The sequence below is a fragment of the Achromobacter sp. ISS7 genome, assembly GCF_056523125.1.
This window is the reverse complement of record NZ_JAWRZD010000001.1, coordinates 4,178,264-4,195,194: the sequence shown is the minus strand read 5'-3', so window position 1 is coordinate 4,195,194 and position 16,931 is coordinate 4,178,264. Positions and strand designations below refer to the sequence as shown.

Genomic DNA, 16,931 nt, shown 5'->3' with positions numbered 1-16,931 from the left:
GAATCCCGGAATTGTAAGGCGGCGGCGGACCGGGCCGGCGCGCTGGCTACAATTCGGCCATGGCCGGGCGCCCGCGCGAGGGCGGGGACGGCAAACAAGGGATGAAATGCAACAGATGCACGATGCGGTCATTGTAGGGGGCGGCCCGGCCGGCGCTTCCTGCGCCCTGTGGCTGGCCCGGCTGGGCCTGGCGCCGCTGCTGGTCGAGGCCAGCGGCCGCCTGGGCGGCCTGAGCGTGGACAACCCGTTCGCCGACGACTGGATCGCGGTGCTGCCCGGGATGACCGGCCAGCAGGTGGCCGCCAACATCGACACCAGCGTGCGCGCCGCCGGCGTGCCGCTGCGCCTGGACACCCGGGTGACGGCGGTGCGCCCGTGCAAGGGCGGCGTCGAGGCGACCCTGGCCGACGCCAAGGGGGACGTATCGCAGGTCCGCGGGCGCACCCTGGTGATCGCCTCGGGCGTGCGCGCCAAGGGCTTTCCGGAACATCCGCCGGGGGCCAACTGGCCCGGCGTGCTGATCGGGCCGGGCTCGCCGATCGTGGCGCAGGATTACTCCGGCCTGTCGGTGGCCGTGCTGGGCGGGGGCGACAACGCCTTCGAGAACTACGTCTATGTGCGTAACCGCGGCGCCCGCGCCGTGCATCTGTACGCCCGCAGCGTGCGGGCCCAGCAGCAATGGGTGCTGCGTGCCGGCAAGGAAGGCGTGCGCATCGGCCCCTACCAGGTCGACCCGGCCACGCGCAGCGTCGACGGCCAGCGCTACGACCTGATCCTGGTTTTCTACGGCTGGGAGCCGCAGGCGGCGTTTGCCGACGGCCTGCAGCTGGCGCGCGACGAGCGGGGCTACATCCGCACCGATTTCGCCACCGCCGAGACCAGCGTGCCGGACATCTACGCCATCGGCGAGGTGGCCCACCGCATGCATCCCTGCGTGGTCACGTCGATGGCGGACGGCGTGGTGGCCGCCAAGGCGATCCAGCGGCGCTGGGAACGGGCCGGGGAGTAGCGGCGGGCGCGCCGCCACGATGTCCCGCCGGGCGTGGACGGGTCCGGATTGAGTTCCGCCTGCGCGCAGGTAATAATAATTATTCTCAAATAAACCTGTCCGGCCCTTCCGGATCGTTTCCCATGTTCCATTCCCGCGCCGGCCGCGCCACGGCCGCCGCCGACTATCACCGCGTCGACGCGGCCTTCGATCTCGCCAACGGCCGCGGCCTGCGCGCCGGCGTGTTCCGCCGTGGCCGCACCGAATGGCGCGAAGAAGCCCTGTATCCCGGCCTGAAGGTCATCCTGCTCGACGGGCGCGTCAGCAGCCGGGTCGAGGACCGCCAGCCGCTGGCGCTGCGCGGCCCGGTGCTGTGCCTGGCCTGGACGCCGGGGCAGGCGCGCGGCGCCGACGCGTTCGAGGCCGGCGTCGACCAGCAGTTCACGCTGGCGACGTTGCCGGCGGCGCAACTGCGCGACGAACTGGGCATCGATCCTGATTTCCTGCGCGGCCTGGATCCCGCGGCGGGCGCCGACGGCCCCGTCTTCTGGCACGGCGCGGCGGGCCGCGAGGCGCGGCGCATCGCGGCCCAGGTGCGGGTCTGCCGCTACGAGGGCGCGGCGCGCGCGCTGTATCTGGCGGCCAAGAGCCTGGAATTGGCGGCGGTGGCCCTGGCCCAGGCCGGGCAGGCGTTGCCCGCTGGCGGCGCCGCGTCGCCGGTGGCCGCCGCCCGCGAACTGGATGCGGCGCACGAGGCGCACCGCCGCCTGGCCGCCGATCTGCGCGAGGCGCCATCGTCCGCGGCGCTGGCGCGCGAACTCGGGCTCAACGCGCGTCAGCTGGACCTGGCGTTCAAGCGCGCCTTCGGCGTCAGCATGGCGCGCCATCTGCAGGAAACACGCCTGACGCGTGGCCGCGAGCTGATCCTGAACGGCGGCCTGAGCGTGTCCGAAGCGGCCTGGCACGTGGGCTACGCGCCCGCGCATTTCTCGGTGGCCTTCCGGCGCCGTTTCGGCGCCGCGCCCAGCAGCCTGCGCTGAGCGCGCCGGGTCCGTCGGGCGCGGGCTTCAGCGCGCCAGCAGGAACCCCAGCACCGCTTCGCGGAATTCATCCGGCCGTTCGATGTTGGACAGGTGCACCGCCTCCAGCAGGCGCCATTGCGCCCCGGGCACGGTCGCGGCGATCTGTTCGCCATGGCTGGCGGCGGTGACGGTGTCGTCGCGGCCCGCGATCACCAGCGTCGGCCGCGGGATCAGCGCGATGGTGCGGCGCAGGTCGGCATCGCGCACCGCCGCGAACGCGCCCGCCAGGCCGTGCCGGTCGGTGTTCAGCAACATGTCGCGGAACGTGTCGATGACCGGTCCGCCGGCCTGCAGCATCGCGGCCGGGAACCAGTTCGCCAGGAAGGTCTCGGCGGACGCCTTCATGTCCGGCGCCAGCAGCGTGGCGGCGATGCGCTCGTCCCATTGTGGCGCGGGCCCGAGGTAGGGCGAGGTGTTGGCCAGGATCAGGCGGTCGATGCGGTCCGGCGCGTGCACGCCCAGCCATTGGCCGATGATGCCGCCCAGCGACAGGCCGAGGAAGTGGGCGCGTTCCACGCCCAGCGCATCGAACAGCTCCAGCACGTCGCGGCCGAGCCGGTCCAGCGAATAGGGGCCGGCCGGCACGCTGGAATCGCCATGGCCGCGGGTGTCGAAGCGCAGCACGCGGAAGTGCCGCTCCAGCGCCGGCACCAGGTCGTCCCACATGCGCAGCGTGGTGCCGATGGAGTTGGACAGGGCCAGCACCGGCAGGCCGGCGTCGCCGTCCCAGCGGTAGGCGATGCGGGCGCCGTCGCCCGTGGTGATGAAAGTCGTGTCGGTAGGCATGATGAGCGTCCTGTCTGGTATGAGGGGTGTGCGGGGCTCTGGGCGATGTCGCGCTCATCTGCCGGGCCGGGCAACGGTGTCGACCGTGAGACGGATCGTAGTTGCGGCCCATCCTGAAAGAAATTACAAAGATCGCACAGTCACTGTAGGAAAACCTGACATGAGCGAATTCACGCTGCACGACCTGCAGTGCTTTGACGCGGTGGTGCGGGCCGGCGGCTTCCAGGCCGCGGCCGAGACGCTGCATCGCTCGCATCCCGCGGTGTTCGCGGCCGTGGCCAAGCTGGAACGGCAACTGGACCTGGCGCTGCTGGACCGCAGCGGCTACCGGGTGCGGCTCACCGCCGCCGGGCAATCGTTCCATGCGCGCGCCCAGGCGCTGCTGCGCGAACTGGCGGGCCTGCGGGCCCATGCCGAGCAACTGGCGATGGGCCAGGAAAGCGAATTGAACGTGGTGATCGGCGACTTCTGTCCGCGCCCGCTGCTGCTGGGGCTGCTGGGCCAGTTCTTCGCGCAGTGGCCGGCCACGCGCCTGAACCTGCACTTCGAGGCCGTGACCGGCCCGTGGGAACGGCTGCTGGACGGCGACGCCGACCTGATCCTGCATCGCGTGGAGCCGGGCGACGCGCGCGTCGAATGGCTGGAACTGGGCAGCGTGCCGTTCGTGCCGGTGGCCGCGCCGGGCTATCTGGCGCCGTCGCCACGCGCCCTGCGGCCCGAACACCTGCGCGACTACACCCAGTGCGTCATGCGCGACACCGCCCGCCACACGCCGGCGCGCGACTACTTCATGGTCGAGGGGGCGCGCCAGTGCACCGTGGCCGACCAGCTGATGAAGAAGGAGATCATCCAGCAGGGCCTGGGCTGGGGCCACATGCCGCGCTTCCTGGTCGAAGATGAATTGCGCGACGGCCGCCTGCTGTCGCTGGCCAACCGCCACCTGCCGGGCAGCACCGAGACGCTGGCCGCCGCGCGGCGCGCCGACCGGCCGCAGGGACCGGTCATGGCGCGCCTGTGGGAGGCCCTGCGCGCCCACGCGCCGGCCATCCGCCAGGCGGTGTCGCCGGTGAAAAAACGAAAGCCTTAATCCGGAATTCGAAAGCCTTTTGCATTGCCCGCCGCGGCGCCGTTGAAGATGATTATCAATCTTGTTGAGCGGGCTGGAAGCGGAGGCAATGGTGGGTATCGAGACACGTGGGATTCGCGCGAAACGGGGGCGTCCGGCGCGCGGGCGGGCATCTTCCCACAACGGCGCCGCATGGCTGCGGCGCGGCGCCATGATGGTGGGGCTGGCGGCAGGCGCGCACGCCGGCGCGCAAACGGCTGGGCCCGCCGGCACGGCCACGCTGGCGCCGGTGACGGTGCGGGGCGAGCAGGTCGGCGTCACCGAAGGCAGCGCGTCCTACACCGCGCCCAGCGTCACCATCGGCGGCAAGCTGCCGCTGTCGTTGCGCGAGATTCCGCAGTCGGTATCCGTCATCACGCGCCAGCGCATCGAGGACCAGAACCTGGCATCGCTGGAGGATGCCATGGCGCAGACGCCGGGCATCACCATCGACCTGATGGGCACCGCCGCGGTGCCGCAGTTCTATTCGCGCGGCTTCCAGATCGAGTACTTCCAGTACGACGGCGTGCCGATGCAGACCGGCGGCGCGTCGTGGGCCCAGCCCGACCTGTTCATGTTCGACCACGTCGAGCTGTTGCGCGGCGCGGCCGGCCTGTTCAACGGCGCGGGCCAGCCGGGCGGCGTCATCAACCTGGTGCGCAAGCGCCCCACGCGCGAACTGCAATTCACCGGCTCGGCCAGCGCCGGATCGTGGGACAACTATCGCGGCGAGCTCGACCTGTCGACGCCGCTGAACGCATCAGGTTCGGTGCGCGGCCGCATCGCCACCGCGCAGGAAGACCGCAAGTACTTCTACGACGTGGCCAATTCGCAGAAGCAGGCCTACTACGGCATCGTCGAGGCCGACCTGGGCGAGCGCACGCTGCTGACCGTGGGCGGCAGCTACCAGAAGCGCGACTGGCTGCCCTACATGATGCAGCTGCCGCGCTACAAGGATGGCGGCGATCTCGGCCTGACGCGCGGCACCTACCTGGGCGCCGACTGGAACCGCTGGGACTTCGAGAACACGCAGGTGTTCGCCGAGCTGGCGCACCAGTTCTCGTCGGACTGGACCGTCAAGCTCAACGTCAACCAGGCCGAGGAAACCAGCAAGCTCAAGTACGCCTACGTGCGCGGCGCCGTCGACCGCCAGACCGGCCTGGGGCCGCGACTGTACGGCGGCGGCAACCAGTACCGCAATGAACAGCTGGGCGTGGACCTGATGGTGACCGGCGCGTTCGAGGCGCTGGGCCGCCGCCACGAACTGGTGTTCGGCGGCAACTGGTACGACCGCAGCGCGCGCGCCTACAACGCCTATGCGCTGCCGGGCTTCGCGGCGCGGGCGGTGGACGTCTTCGACTACGACGTGCACGACTATCCGGAGCCGGCCGATCCGCAATGGGGCAGCAAGAGCGACGTCAAGACGCGCCAGTCGGGCATCTACGCGATGGCGCGCCTGAAGGTGGCCGACCCGCTGACGCTGGTGCTGGGATCGCGCATGAGCTGGTGGCGCACGCAGAGCACCAATCTGGTCAGCGGCCACAGCGATCCGGCCATCAGCGAGCATGGCCGCATGACGCCGTACGCCGGGCTGGTGTACGACATCGACAGCCACTGGACCGCCTACGCCAGCTACGCCGACATCTTCCGCGTGCAGAGCGACCTGCGCTCGGCCAGCGGCGGATCGCTGCCGCCGGTGGTGGGATCCAACTACGAGGCGGGCCTGAAAAGCGAATGGCTGGACGGCAGGCTGAACACCTCGTTCGCATTGTTCCGCATCACCGAACGCAACCGCGCGCAGCGCGACCCGAACTACCCCGAGGTCGGCGATTGCTGCTACGAGGCCAGCGGCCAGGTGCGCAGCCAGGGCTTCGAAACCGAGGTGTCGGGGCGGCTCGCGCCAGGCTGGGAAGTGGCGGGCGGCTACACCTTCAACACCACGCGCTACCTGAAGGACAACACCAACGGCGGCGCGGTCTTCCGCACCTTCACGCCCCGGCACATCTTCCAGCTGTGGACCACCTACCAGCTGCCCGGCCAATGGAACCGCTGGAGCGTGGGCGGCGGCGTCAACGTCAAAAGCGGCATCTACACCGAAAGCGCTGCGCAGGGACCGGTCAGCGGCAGCGCCGTGCGCGTGTCGCAAGGCGGCTACGCGATCTGGAACGCGCGCGTCGGCTACCGCGTCAACGAGCACGTCTCGCTGGGGCTGAACGTCAACAACCTGTTCGACAAGGTCTATTACCAGCGCCTGGGCAACGCCGACATGGGCAATGCCTATGGCGAGCCGCGCAGCGTCATGCTGAGCATGCGCGTCAAGTACTGACGCCGGCCTGGAACGCATCAACCGAGTGCCCTTGGGGCACGCATCACAAGGAGAACACCATGCACGCCTTCCTGTCGCAGCCACTGCGCGCCGCCGTCCTGGGGCTGGCGCTGTGCGCGGGCGCCATGGCGCAGTCCGCCGCGCCCGTGGCCGCCACCACGGCGTCGGCGCCGGCCGCGTCCGCCTGGGTCGCCGGCGAGTATCGCTGGCACATCGACGATCGCAACGGCGAGCCGCCCTACACCTTGCGGCTGTACGTGCAGCCGCTGCCGTCGGGCGATTACGTCCTGACTGGCAGCCTGCTGCTGGACGATGCCGAACTCGGCGCCCACGGTTCGGCGCGGTTGCGCGATGGCAAGCTGGTGCTGGACCTGGTCGCCAGCGGCGGCGTGCTGCAGGCGCCGATGGACGAGGGCAAGCGCCGCCTCTATCCCAAGGGCAAGGCGCCCGCGCGCGTGGACTCGGCGGGCTTTGCCACGATGCGCGCGCTGCTCGATCCGCGATCGCTCGAAGGCGTGGTGCAGCGCTACCAGACCAACGTCGTCACGGGGCACCACGTGCAAGGGCCGATGTATGCCAACAGCGTGATCCGCCGTATGCCCTAGTCCGCCCGCGAGGCCGCGTCCGGTAAGGGAAAATACGCATGGCACGAGGCCGTGCGCTTCTTCAGAATGCCTTCCAGACGCAAGATCGTCTTCCAATTTTCGCCGACTGCCAGTGTTGCCAGTCAGGCGTGGGGCAAAAAGGCCCGAGCCGGAGTTTCCGGCTCGGGCCTTTTCGTTTTCCGTTTGCACAACGTCTTCTTTCGAATGGCGCAACGACGCGCCGTGGGCGGAGCCTTGCCCGAAGAAACGTGCACGACGGTCGGACGGTTGTCGTCGTGATGTGGCTGCCTCTGATGACCGCCCAATCCCGGGCGGCCAGGCCGCAGGCTTGCCTTCGCCAACGCACAGGAGCGTATCGATGAGCGCATACAACCGCCGCCGCTTTTTGCAGCACAGTGGTTCCATGGTCCTGCTGGGCGCCACGTCGGGGATGGCCGCATTGCCCCGCGCCGCGTTCGCGCAGGACGGCAGCGTGAAACTTGGCCTGCTGCATTCCCTGTCCGGCACCATCGCCATCGCCGAGGCGTCGCTGGTGGACGCTGAGAAACTGGCCATCGAGGAGATCAACGCCGCGGGCGGCGTGATGGGCCGCAAGATCGAGCCGGTGGTCGAGGACGGCGCCAGCGAGAACGCCGTGTTCGCCGAGAAGGCGCGCAAGCTGCTGGACCGCGACAAGGTCGCGGCCATCGTCGGCTGCTACACCTCGGCCTCGCGCAAGGCGCTGCTGCCGGTGCTGGCGCGCAGCAAGGGCCTCCTTTACTACCCCACCTACTACGAAGGGCAGGAGCAGGACGCGCGCGTGTTCTATCCGTCGCAGGAGGCCACGCAGTCGGTGATCGCGGCGGTCGAGTGGATGGCGCGCGAGAAGGGCAAGACCTTCTTCCTGGTGGGCTCGGACTACATCTATCCGCGCACCTGCAACAAGATCGCCAAGCCGGCCATCGCGCACATGGGCGCCAAGGTGGTGGGCGAGGAATACGCGCCGCTCGGGCACACCGAGTTCTCGTCCATCATCAACAAGATCAAGGCCGCCAAGCCGGAGTGCATCTACAGCACGGTGGTGGGCGGCTCCAACGTGGCCTTCTACAAGCAGCTGCGCGCGGCCGGGCTGGACGGCACGCGGGTGGTGCTGCTGTCCACCGTGGTGTCCGAGAACGAGATCGAGGGCATCGGCAAGGACAACGCCGCCGGCTACTACGCCTGCATGGGCTATTTCCAGAGCCTGAAGAATCCGGCCAACGAGAAATTCGTCAAGGCCTTCAAGGCCAGGTACGGGCAGGACCGCGTCATCGGCGATCCGATGGAGGTGGCCTACAACAGCGTCTACCTGTGGAAGCTGGGCGTGGAGAAGGCCGGCTCGTTCGACCCCGACAAGGTCATCGCGGCTTCTGCCGGGCTGACGCTGGAGGCGCCCGAAGGCACGGTGCGGGTGCACGAGAAGAACCATCACGTCTGGAAGAAGGTGCGGGTGGGCCGCGCCCGGCCCGACGGCCAGTTCGACGTGGTGTGGGAATCGGCCGACCTGATCGAACCCAATCCCTTCCCGAAGCTGTAAGCCGGGCCCGCAGGACGCCGGCGGCGGGACCGCCGGCGGTGGCAACGCGACATGGAACGCGATCATGAACATCGACATCGCCGCAATGCAGCTTTTCAACGGCATCAGCCTGTTCAGCATTCTCCTGCTGATGGCGATCGGCCTGGCCGTGGTGTTCGGCCTGATGGGCGTCATCAACATGGCGCACGGCGAGCTGATGGCCATGGGCGCCTACACCACCTACCTGGTGTCGGTGGCGTTCCAGCATTGGGCGCCGGGGTGGATGGACGTCTACCTGTTCGTGGCGATTCCGCTGGCGTTCCTGGTGACCTCGGCGTTCGGCTACCTGCTTGAGCGCGGCTTCATCCGCTGGTTCTACAACCGGCCGCTGGACACGCTGCTGGCGACCTGGGGCCTGAGCCTGATCCTGCAGCAGGCCTACCGCTCGATCTTCGGCGCGCAGGAGGTCAGCGTGCCGCTGGCGTCGTGGCTGAGCGGCGCCTGGGAGCCGACGCCCGACCTGCAGTTTCCGCTGAACCGCATCTTCATCCTGGGCCTGACGCTGCTGGTGGCGCTGGGCGTGTACCTGCTGCTGTACCGCAGCGCCTGGGGCCTGCGGGTGCGCGCGGTGACGCAGAACCGTGCCATGGCCGGGGCCGTGGGCATCAACACGCGGCGGGTCGACGCGCTGACGTTCGCGCTGGGCTCGGGCCTGGCGGGCATCGCGGGCTGCGTCTTCACCATGATCGGCTCGACCAACCCCGGCACCGGCCAGCTGTACATCGTCGACTCGTTCATCGTGGTGGTGTTCGGCGGCGTGCAGAGCCTGCTGGGCACGGCGTTCTCGGGCCTGGCGATCGCGCAGTCGCAGACCACGCTGGAATACCTGATGAGCGGTTCGATGGCCAAGGTCACCATCCTGGTGCTGGTGATCGCGGTGCTGTACTTCCGCCCCAACGGGCTGTTCGCCACCAAGACGCGAGGATGACGCGATGAAGGCATTGCACCGCAGGACCGAAGAGATCGCGCTGGCGCTGGTGGCGCTGCTGATCCTGGCCGTGTTGCCGCTGGCGCTGGACCCGTTCCGGCTCAACCTGGTCGGCAAATACATGGCCTTCGCCTTCGTCGCCATCGGCATCGTGCTGACCTGGGGCTACAGCGGGGTGCTGAGCCTGGGGCAGGGCATCTTCTTCGGCCTGGGCGGCTACATGATGGCCATGTTCCTGAAGCTGGAGGCGTCCGCGCCCGACCTGCCCGACTTCATGGTGTGGAGCAGCGTCGACAGCCTGCCGGCCTGGTGGCTGCCGTTCCATTCGCTGGGCTGGACGCTGCTGCTGATCGTGGCCTTGCCCGGCCTGGCCGCCTACCTGTTCTCGCTGGCGATCTTCCGCAAGCGGGTCAGCGGCGTGTACTTCGCCATCGTGACCCTGGCGCTGGCCATGACGCTGACGGTGCTGATCATCGGCCAGCAGGGCGACACGGGCGGGGCCAACGGCATCACCGATTTCCGCACGCTATTGGGCTGGGACATCGTCGGCGACGACGGCAAGCTGGTGCTGTACCTGATCGAGGCGGCCGCGCTGACGCTGGCCATGCTGGCGGCGCTGGCGATCGTGCGCAGCCGGCTCGGCAAGATCCTCATCGCCATCCGCGACCGCGAGGACCGCGTGCGTTTCTCGGGCTACGACACGGCCCACGTGAAGGCCTGCGTGTTCTGCGTGGCGGCGGTGCTGTCGTCCATCGGCGGCGCGTTCTTCACCTTGCAGGTGGGGCTGATCTCGCCCGGGGCCATCGGTGTGGTGGCGTCGATCGAGATGGTGATCTATGCGGCGGTCGGCGGCCGGCTGTCGATCCCGGGCGCCGTGGTCGGCGCGCTGCTGATCGGCTTTCTCAAATCCTATCTGTCCGAGACGTTCCCCGAGATCTGGCTGTACTTCCTGGGCGCCATCTTCATCGTGGTGGTGGTGGCGATGCCCAATGGCCTGGCCGGGGTGGTCAGCCAGTGGCAGGCGCGCCGCGCCGCCGGAGGGGCGCGATGAGCACCGCCCTGGATATGACGGAGTCGCCCGCCATGGACATGCGCATCGACCGCCCGAGCGCCGGCGCCATCCTGAGCGTCGAGGATCTGACCGTGTCGTTCGACGGCTTTCGCGCCGTCGACGGCCTGAGCCTGAGCGTGGCACAGGACGAGCTGCGCGTCATCATCGGGCCCAACGGCGCCGGCAAGACCACGCTGCTGGACATCATCTGCGGCAAGACGCGGCCGTCCGCGGGCCGCGTCATGTTCGAAGGCCGCGACCTGGTGCGCATGGCGGAATTCGACATCGTGCGCGCCGGAGTCGGCCGTAAATTCCAGACGCCATCGGTGTACGAAGACCTGACGGTGCTGGAGAACTTCGAGATCTCGCTGCCGAACGCGCACGGCGTGATCCGGTCGCTGCGCTTCCGGCGCACCGGCGAGGTGCGCGCGCGCATCGAGGCGATGGCGGCGCAGGTGTTCCTGGCCGACCGGCTGGCGGAAAAGGCCGGGCGCCTGAGCCACGGCCAGAAGCAGTGGCTGGAGATCGGCATGCTGCTGATGCAGGAGCCGCGCCTGTTGCTGCTGGATGAACCGGTGGCCGGCATGAGCCCGCGCGAACGCGAACAGACCGCCGAGCTGCTGGCGCGCATCGCGCGCGGCAAATCGGTGGTGGTGATCGAGCACGACATGGATTTCGTCAAGCGCATCGCCCACAAGGTCACGGTGCTGCACCAGGGCCGGCTACTGAGCGAGGGCAGCGTGGCCGAGGTGCAGGCCGATCCGCGCGTGCTCGACGTATACCTCGGCCATTGACAGGGAGGCCCCCCATGTTCCGCATCGACAGGTTGAATGTGAGCTACGGCGAATCGCACGTCATCCGCGACGTCAGCTTCGAGGTGGCGCCGGGCGAGTCGGTGGCCATCATGGGCCGCAACGGCATGGGCAAGACCACCTTGCTCAAGGCGCTCATCGGCATGCTGCGCTCCGGCTCGGGCAGCATCCGGCTCGACGACGCCGAGCTGTCCGGGCTGGAGAGCTACCAGCGGGTGCGCAACGGGCTGGCCTTCGTGCCGCAGGGGCGCATGATCTTCCCGTTCCTGACGGTCGAGCAGAACATCATGACCGGCGCCGAGCGCAGCGGCCTGAAGGCGGTGCCGGACTACCTGTACCGCTTCTTTCCGGTGCTGCAGGAGATGCGCCGGCGCAAGGGCGGCAACCTGTCGGGCGGGCAACAGCAGCAGCTGGCGATCGCCCGCGCGTTGGTCTCCAACCCGCGGGTGCTGATCCTGGACGAACCCACCGAGGGCATCCAGCCTTCCATCATCAAGGACATCGCGCGGGCGCTGAACGCGCTGCGGCAAGAGCGCGGCTTCGCCATCGTCGTTTCCGAACAGATGCTGGGTTTCGCGCTGGACCTGGCCGACCGCTTCCTGGTCATCGACCGGGGCCGCATCGTGCACGAGGCCGGCCGGGCCGGCGTGGACCAGGACAAGATCAGGTCTTTCCTGACGGTATGACCGTCAACCAACGAGGAGCATTGTCATGAGACACGGAGATATCTCCAGCAGCAACGATTGCGTGGGCGTGGCCGTCGTGAACTACAAGATGCCGCGCCTGCACACCAAGGCCGAGGTGATGGACAACGCCCGCAAGATCGCCGACATGGTGGTGGGCATGAAGCGCGGCCTGCCCGGCATGGACCTGGTCATCTTCCCCGAGTACTCGACCCACGGCATCATGTACGACGCCAAGGAGATGTACGACACCGCCTCGGCCATTCCCGGCGAGGAGACCGCCGTGTTCGCCGAGGCCTGCCGCCGCGCCAACGTCTGGGGCGTGTTCTCGCTGACCGGCGAGCGCCACGAGGAACATCCCAACAAGGCGCCCTACAACACGCTGATCCTGATGAACAACCAGGGCGAGATCGTGCAGAAGTACCGCAAGATCATGCCCTGGGTGCCGATCGAGGGCTGGTATCCGGGCGACTGCACCTACGTGTCGGACGGCCCCAAGGGCCTGAAGATCAGCCTCATCATCTGCGACGACGGCAACTATCCCGAGATCTGGCGTGACTGCGCCATGCGCGGCGCCGAACTGATCGTGCGCTGCCAGGGCTACATGTACCCGGCCAAGGACCAGCAGGTGATGGTGTCCAAGGCCATGGCGTGGATGAACAACGTCTACGTGGCGGTGGCCAACGCGGCCGGCTTCGACGGCGTCTATTCCTACTTCGGCCACTCCGCCATCATCGGCTTCGACGGCCGCACGCTGGGCGAATGCGGCGAGGAGGAAATGGGCATCCAGTACGCCGAGCTGTCGACCAGCCTGATCCGCGACGCGCGCAAGAACATGCAGTCGCAGAACCACCTGTTCAAGCTGGTGCATCGCGGCTACACCGGCAAGATCAATTCCGGCGAGGAAGCCACCGGCGTCGCCGCCTGCCCCTACAACTTCTACGCCAACTGGATCAACGATCCGGAAGGCACGCGCAAGCAGGTCGAGTCGTTCACGCGCTCGACCGTGGGCACGCCGGAATGCCCGATCGACGGCATTCCCAACGAGGCGCCGCAACACCGCTAGTTCCCTTTCGTTCGCCAGGTCCGGCCGCGCGCCGGCCGGACCGCTGCACAGGATCCACGCCGTGGCCGCTCCGCTCGACTCCTACCGGATTGCGCAAGAACCCTATTACCGCCCCAGCGGCCGCGAGGCCGAGCTGTACGCGCATGCCTATGCGCACAGGCTGCCGCTGATCCTGAAGGGCCCCACCGGCTGCGGCAAGACGCGCTTCGTGGAATACATGGCCTGGAAGCTCGGCCGGCCGCTGGTGACGCTGGCCTGCAACGAGGACATGACGGCATCCGACCTGGTGGGCCGCTACCTGCTGGATGCCGATGGCACCGCCTGGCACGACGGCCCGCTGACGCTGGCGGTGCGCCACGGCGGCATCTGCTACCTGGACGAAGTGGTCGAGGCGCGCCAGGACACCACGGTGGTGATCCATCCGCTGACCGACGCGCGCCGCATCCTGCCGCTGGACAAGAAGGGCGAGGTGGTCCACGCGCATCCCGACTTCCAGCTGGTGGTGTCGTACAACCCCGGCTACCAGAGCAGCGCCAAGGATCTCAAGCCGTCCACGCGCCAGCGCTTCGTCGCGCTGGATTTCGATTATCCCGACGCCGGGCATGAAGCCGCGATCGTGGCGCACGAGGCCGGCATCGACGCCGGCCTGGCGCGCCGGCTGGTGCGCATCGCGCACAGTTCGCGCGAGCTCAAGCACCATGGCCTGGACGAAGGCGTGTCGACCCGCATGCTGATCTATGCCGGCGTGCTCATCCGCGACGGCGTCAGTCCGGCCGAGAGCTGCGACATGACCATGACGCGCGCCCTGACCGACGACCCCGACATGGCGGCGGCGTTGCGGGCGTTGATCGACGCCAACCTGGAATGACGATGCGCGGCCTGCATCCGCCGGGGGCAGGGGAGGGCGCGGCGGTCGCGCGGGTGCGTTCGGCCGTGCCGGATCCTGCCCGACCGGGACTGTCGTGGCTGCTGTGCGGCCTGGCCGGGCGCGCCGTGGCGGTCGAGTCGATGGACGCGCAAGCGGCGGGCGCGCCGCCGCGGCCGGTGCTGACGGCCACGCATCTATTGCTGCCGGCCGGCGCGCAGGACGAGGCCGTGGCCGGCGAGGCGACGTCGGCGGTCGGCGTGCCGCGCGTCGATGCGCCGGGTGGCGTGGAGCTGGATGCCGCCGCGTTGCGCCGCGCCGCCGTGGCGCACGCGGCCGCGCACCTGCTGTATTCGCCCATGGCCCAGCCGGTCGCCAGCCTCAAGCCGATGGGCCTGGCGGTGGTGTCCGCCATCGAGGACGCGCGCGTGGAGCGCGTGCTGGCGAACCTATACCCCGGCGTGCGGCGCTGGTTCCGTCCGTTCGTCCCGCCGCCACCCGATCCGACCGACCTGAGCTTCACCGCGCTGGTGCAGCGCCTGTGCCGCCTGCTGATGGATCCCGCGCTGCGCGACGACAACCATTGGGTCAACAAGGCGCGCGACCTGTTCGAGGCGCAGGCCGCCGCCGACCTGGCGGATGTCGCCGCGTTCCGCCGGCTGGCTTCGTTGCTGGCCAACGACCTGGGACAGATGCGGGTGCGCTTCAATCCGCTGCAGTACGTGGTGCCGGTGGCCTACCGCGACGACAACAGCTACCTGTGGGACTACGGCGAGGCCGCCGAGCCGCCGCCCGCGCTGGCCCTGGGCAGCCAGGGCGCGGCGCCGCGATCGCGCGAGGCGGCGCCCGGCGATGCCCAGGCGGCGTCGGACGAGGACGTCGAACTGGGCCGCTACGGCTATCCGGAATGGGACTACCGGCTGGCGCGCAGCCGGCCGGACTGGTGCACCGTGATCGAGCGCCTGCCCGGCTGGCGCGCCGACGCGTCGCTGCTGGCGGGGCTGCGGCAGCAGCGGCTGGTGCTGCCGCGCTCGCGCCGCCTGGACCGGGCGCGGCGCCTGCGGCGCCAATGGGAGGGCGATGACATCGACCTGAACGCGGCCATTGAAGTCATGATCGACCGCCGCCTGGACCTGGCGCCGGACGCGCGCTTCTTCCAGCGGCCGGGCAGCCAGCCCGGCGTCTGCAGCACGCTGGTGCTGCTGGACCTGTCGGCCTCGGCCAACGACCCCGCGCCGCGGGACGGCGCCACGGTGCTCGACCTGGAGAAGCGCGCGGCCGCGCTGCTGGTGGGCGCCGTGGCCGGGCACGGCGACCACATCGCGGTGCATGGCTTCTGCTCGGACACGCGCGCCGCGGTGCACTACTACCGCCTGCTGGACGCCGGCGCCGCGCCCACGGGCGCGGCGCTGGGCCGCATCGCGGCGGCCCGGGCCCGTTATTCCACGCGCCTGGGCGCCGCGCTGCGCCATGCCGGCGAGCTGGCGCTGCGCACGCCGGGCGAGCGGCGCGCCCTCATCGTCGTCACCGACGGCGCGCCGTCGGACATCGACGTGCACGACCCGCGCTACCTGGTGGACGACGCGCGCGAGGCGGTGCTGGGGTTGCGCCGCCGCGGCCTGCGGGTGCAATGCGTGGCGCTGGACGCCCGCGCCGAGCCGCAGCTGCGGGCGATGTTCGGATTCCGCGGCTACCGCATCGTGCTGAACGCGGCGGCGCTGCCGGCCGCGCTGGCGCATGGCTACAGCCGCGCGACGCTCGGCTGACCCCCAGGAATCCACGTGTTGACGCCACGCGCGCCTATGCTGAAACTGATCACCTCGACCGATTGACCTCTGTGCGGCGGTTCCTCCGACCATGGCAAACAAAGATCCTATCCGCGTGGGCGTGTTGTTCTCTGAAACGGGGGCCACATCGACCATAGGCCGTTCCCAGTTGCAGGGCACGCTGCTGGCGATCGACGAGATCAACGAGGCCGGCGGCGTCGACGGGCGCGAGATCGTGCCGGTGCGCTACGACCCGCGCTCCGACCCGGCCACCTACAGCGTGCTGGCCGAACGGCTGATCACCCAGGACCGCGTCAACGTCATCTTCGGCTGCTACATGTCCAGCAGCCGCAAGGCGGTGCTGCCGGTGGTCGAGAAATGGAACCGGCTGCTGTTCTACCCGACGCTGTACGAAGGCTTCGAGTTCTCCAACAACATCATCTACACCGGCGCCGCGCCCAACCAGAACAGCGTGCAGCTGGCGGAATTCATGACCGCCAACTTCGGCGCCCGCGTCTACCTGATCGGCTCGGACTACATCTATCCCTACGAATCCAACCGCATCATGCGCGAGCTGGTGCTGCAGCGCCAGGACAGCGCCAAGCTGGGCGAGCGCTACGTGCCGCTGACCGCGACCGAGCGCGATTACCGCGAAATCCTCGACGACATCCGCAACAAGCGGCCGGACTTCATCTTCTCGACCGTGGTGGGCAACTCCACCGCCTGCCTGTACCGCGCCTACGCCGACGCCGGCTTCGATCCCAAGACCATGCCGATCGCCAGCCTGACCACCTCCGAGGCCGAGATCTCGCAGATGGAACCCGAGGTGGCCGCGGGGCATTTCACGTCGGCGCCGTACTTCCAGTCGATCGACTCCGAGGTCAACCACCGCTGCCTCGAACGGCTGCGGCGGCGCTTCGGCCAGGACTGCGTGCCCAACCTGTGCTGGGAGGCGGCCTACTTCCAGATGCACATCTTCGCCAACGCCTACCGCGACACCGGCACCGACGAGATCGCGCAGATCCTGCCGCGGGTGCTGCAAAGCGAGTTCCAGGCGCCGCAGGGCCGGGTGCGCATCGACCCCACCAACCACCACACCTGCCTCTATCCGCGGGTGGGGCGGGTCAACGGCAAGGGGCAGTTCACCATCGTGCGCGAGGCCACGCGGGCAGTGCATCCCGACCCGTACCTGGTCACCCATTCGCTGGGCGACTGGACGGCGACCCTGAGCTCGCTGGAGATCTGACGGTGGAGCCGGCCAGCCGCCTGCGCGT

The 16,931-nt window shown here is 69.2% G+C and carries 15 protein-coding genes; 14 read left to right on the top strand and 1 reads right to left on the bottom strand.

Annotated elements, in window-relative coordinates; translation table 11 throughout:
* The first annotated feature begins 106 nt into the window (after positions 1 to 106).
* Both AC1HFW_RS18895 and AC1HFW_RS18890 read left to right on the top strand, forming a co-directional pair.
* Positions 107 to 1,009: an NAD(P)/FAD-dependent oxidoreductase gene (locus AC1HFW_RS18895; protein WP_479284853.1), complete on the top strand. Its 903-nt coding sequence runs from the start codon at positions 107 to 109 to the stop codon at positions 1,007 to 1,009.
* Between the two features lie 122 nt (positions 1,010 to 1,131).
* Positions 1,132 to 2,028 (top strand): helix-turn-helix transcriptional regulator, encoded by an 897-nt coding sequence (locus tag AC1HFW_RS18890; protein WP_479284851.1) that lies wholly within the window; start codon positions 1,132 to 1,134, stop codon positions 2,026 to 2,028.
* Positions 2,029 to 2,055: 27 nt separating this feature from the next.
* Here the strand turns inward: AC1HFW_RS18890 and pcaD are convergent, their stop codons facing one another.
* Entirely contained in the window at positions 2,056 to 2,856 is an 801-nt protein-coding gene (gene pcaD, locus AC1HFW_RS18885; protein ID WP_479284850.1) for a 3-oxoadipate enol-lactonase, read from the bottom strand.
* A 160-nt stretch (positions 2,857 to 3,016) separates the two neighbouring features.
* On the opposite strand from pcaD, the gene AC1HFW_RS18880 reads away from it, so the two are divergent.
* From AC1HFW_RS18880 to AC1HFW_RS18825, 12 genes are all read left to right on the top strand, one after another.
* Positions 3,017 to 3,943, top strand: coding sequence for a LysR family transcriptional regulator (locus tag AC1HFW_RS18880; RefSeq protein WP_479284848.1), 927 nt, complete (start codon positions 3,017 to 3,019; stop codon positions 3,941 to 3,943).
* Between the two features lie 190 nt (positions 3,944 to 4,133).
* Positions 4,134 to 6,287 (top strand): TonB-dependent siderophore receptor, encoded by a 2,154-nt coding sequence (locus tag AC1HFW_RS18875; RefSeq protein ID WP_479284846.1) that lies wholly within the window; start codon positions 4,134 to 4,136, stop codon positions 6,285 to 6,287.
* Positions 6,288 to 6,346: 59 nt separating this feature from the next.
* On the top strand, positions 6,347 to 6,892 hold the full coding sequence (locus AC1HFW_RS18870; protein ID WP_061072639.1) for a hypothetical protein: 546 nt from the start codon (positions 6,347 to 6,349) through the stop codon (positions 6,890 to 6,892).
* A 358-nt stretch (positions 6,893 to 7,250) separates the two neighbouring features.
* Entirely contained in the window at positions 7,251 to 8,447 is a 1,197-nt protein-coding gene (gene urtA / locus AC1HFW_RS18865) for an urea ABC transporter substrate-binding protein (protein ID WP_116522310.1), read from the top strand.
* Positions 8,448 to 8,511: 64 nt separating this feature from the next.
* Positions 8,512 to 9,414: an urea ABC transporter permease subunit UrtB gene (urtB, locus tag AC1HFW_RS18860; protein ID WP_006386745.1), complete on the top strand. Its 903-nt coding sequence runs from the start codon at positions 8,512 to 8,514 to the stop codon at positions 9,412 to 9,414.
* 4 nt (positions 9,415 to 9,418) lie between these two features.
* Complete coding sequence (gene urtC / locus AC1HFW_RS18855) at positions 9,419 to 10,465, top strand: urea ABC transporter permease subunit UrtC (protein WP_479284843.1); 1,047 nt, start codon at positions 9,419 to 9,421, stop codon at positions 10,463 to 10,465.
* Between the two features lie 14 nt (positions 10,466 to 10,479).
* The gene (gene urtD, locus AC1HFW_RS18850; protein ID WP_081105253.1) at positions 10,480 to 11,259 is read left to right on the top strand and encodes an urea ABC transporter ATP-binding protein UrtD; all 780 of its coding nucleotides are present in this window, start codon (positions 10,480 to 10,482) and stop codon (positions 11,257 to 11,259) included.
* 14 nt (positions 11,260 to 11,273) lie between these two features.
* On the top strand, positions 11,274 to 11,963 hold the full coding sequence (gene urtE / locus AC1HFW_RS18845) for an urea ABC transporter ATP-binding subunit UrtE (RefSeq protein WP_241068259.1): 690 nt from the start codon (positions 11,274 to 11,276) through the stop codon (positions 11,961 to 11,963).
* A 25-nt stretch (positions 11,964 to 11,988) separates the two neighbouring features.
* Positions 11,989 to 13,026: an aliphatic amidase gene (locus tag AC1HFW_RS18840; RefSeq protein ID WP_061072635.1), complete on the top strand. Its 1,038-nt coding sequence runs from the start codon at positions 11,989 to 11,991 to the stop codon at positions 13,024 to 13,026.
* 61 nt (positions 13,027 to 13,087) lie between these two features.
* Positions 13,088 to 13,894 (top strand): CbbQ/NirQ/NorQ/GpvN family protein, encoded by an 807-nt coding sequence (locus AC1HFW_RS18835; protein ID WP_180180278.1) that lies wholly within the window; start codon positions 13,088 to 13,090, stop codon positions 13,892 to 13,894.
* A 2-nt stretch (positions 13,895 to 13,896) separates the two neighbouring features.
* The gene (locus tag AC1HFW_RS18830; RefSeq protein ID WP_479284840.1) at positions 13,897 to 15,657 is read left to right on the top strand and encodes a nitric oxide reductase activation protein NorD; all 1,761 of its coding nucleotides are present in this window, start codon (positions 13,897 to 13,899) and stop codon (positions 15,655 to 15,657) included.
* Between the two features lie 91 nt (positions 15,658 to 15,748).
* Positions 15,749 to 16,903, top strand: coding sequence for a transporter substrate-binding domain-containing protein (locus AC1HFW_RS18825; RefSeq protein WP_061072634.1), 1,155 nt, complete (start codon positions 15,749 to 15,751; stop codon positions 16,901 to 16,903).
* The last annotated feature ends 28 nt before the right edge of the window (positions 16,904 to 16,931 follow it).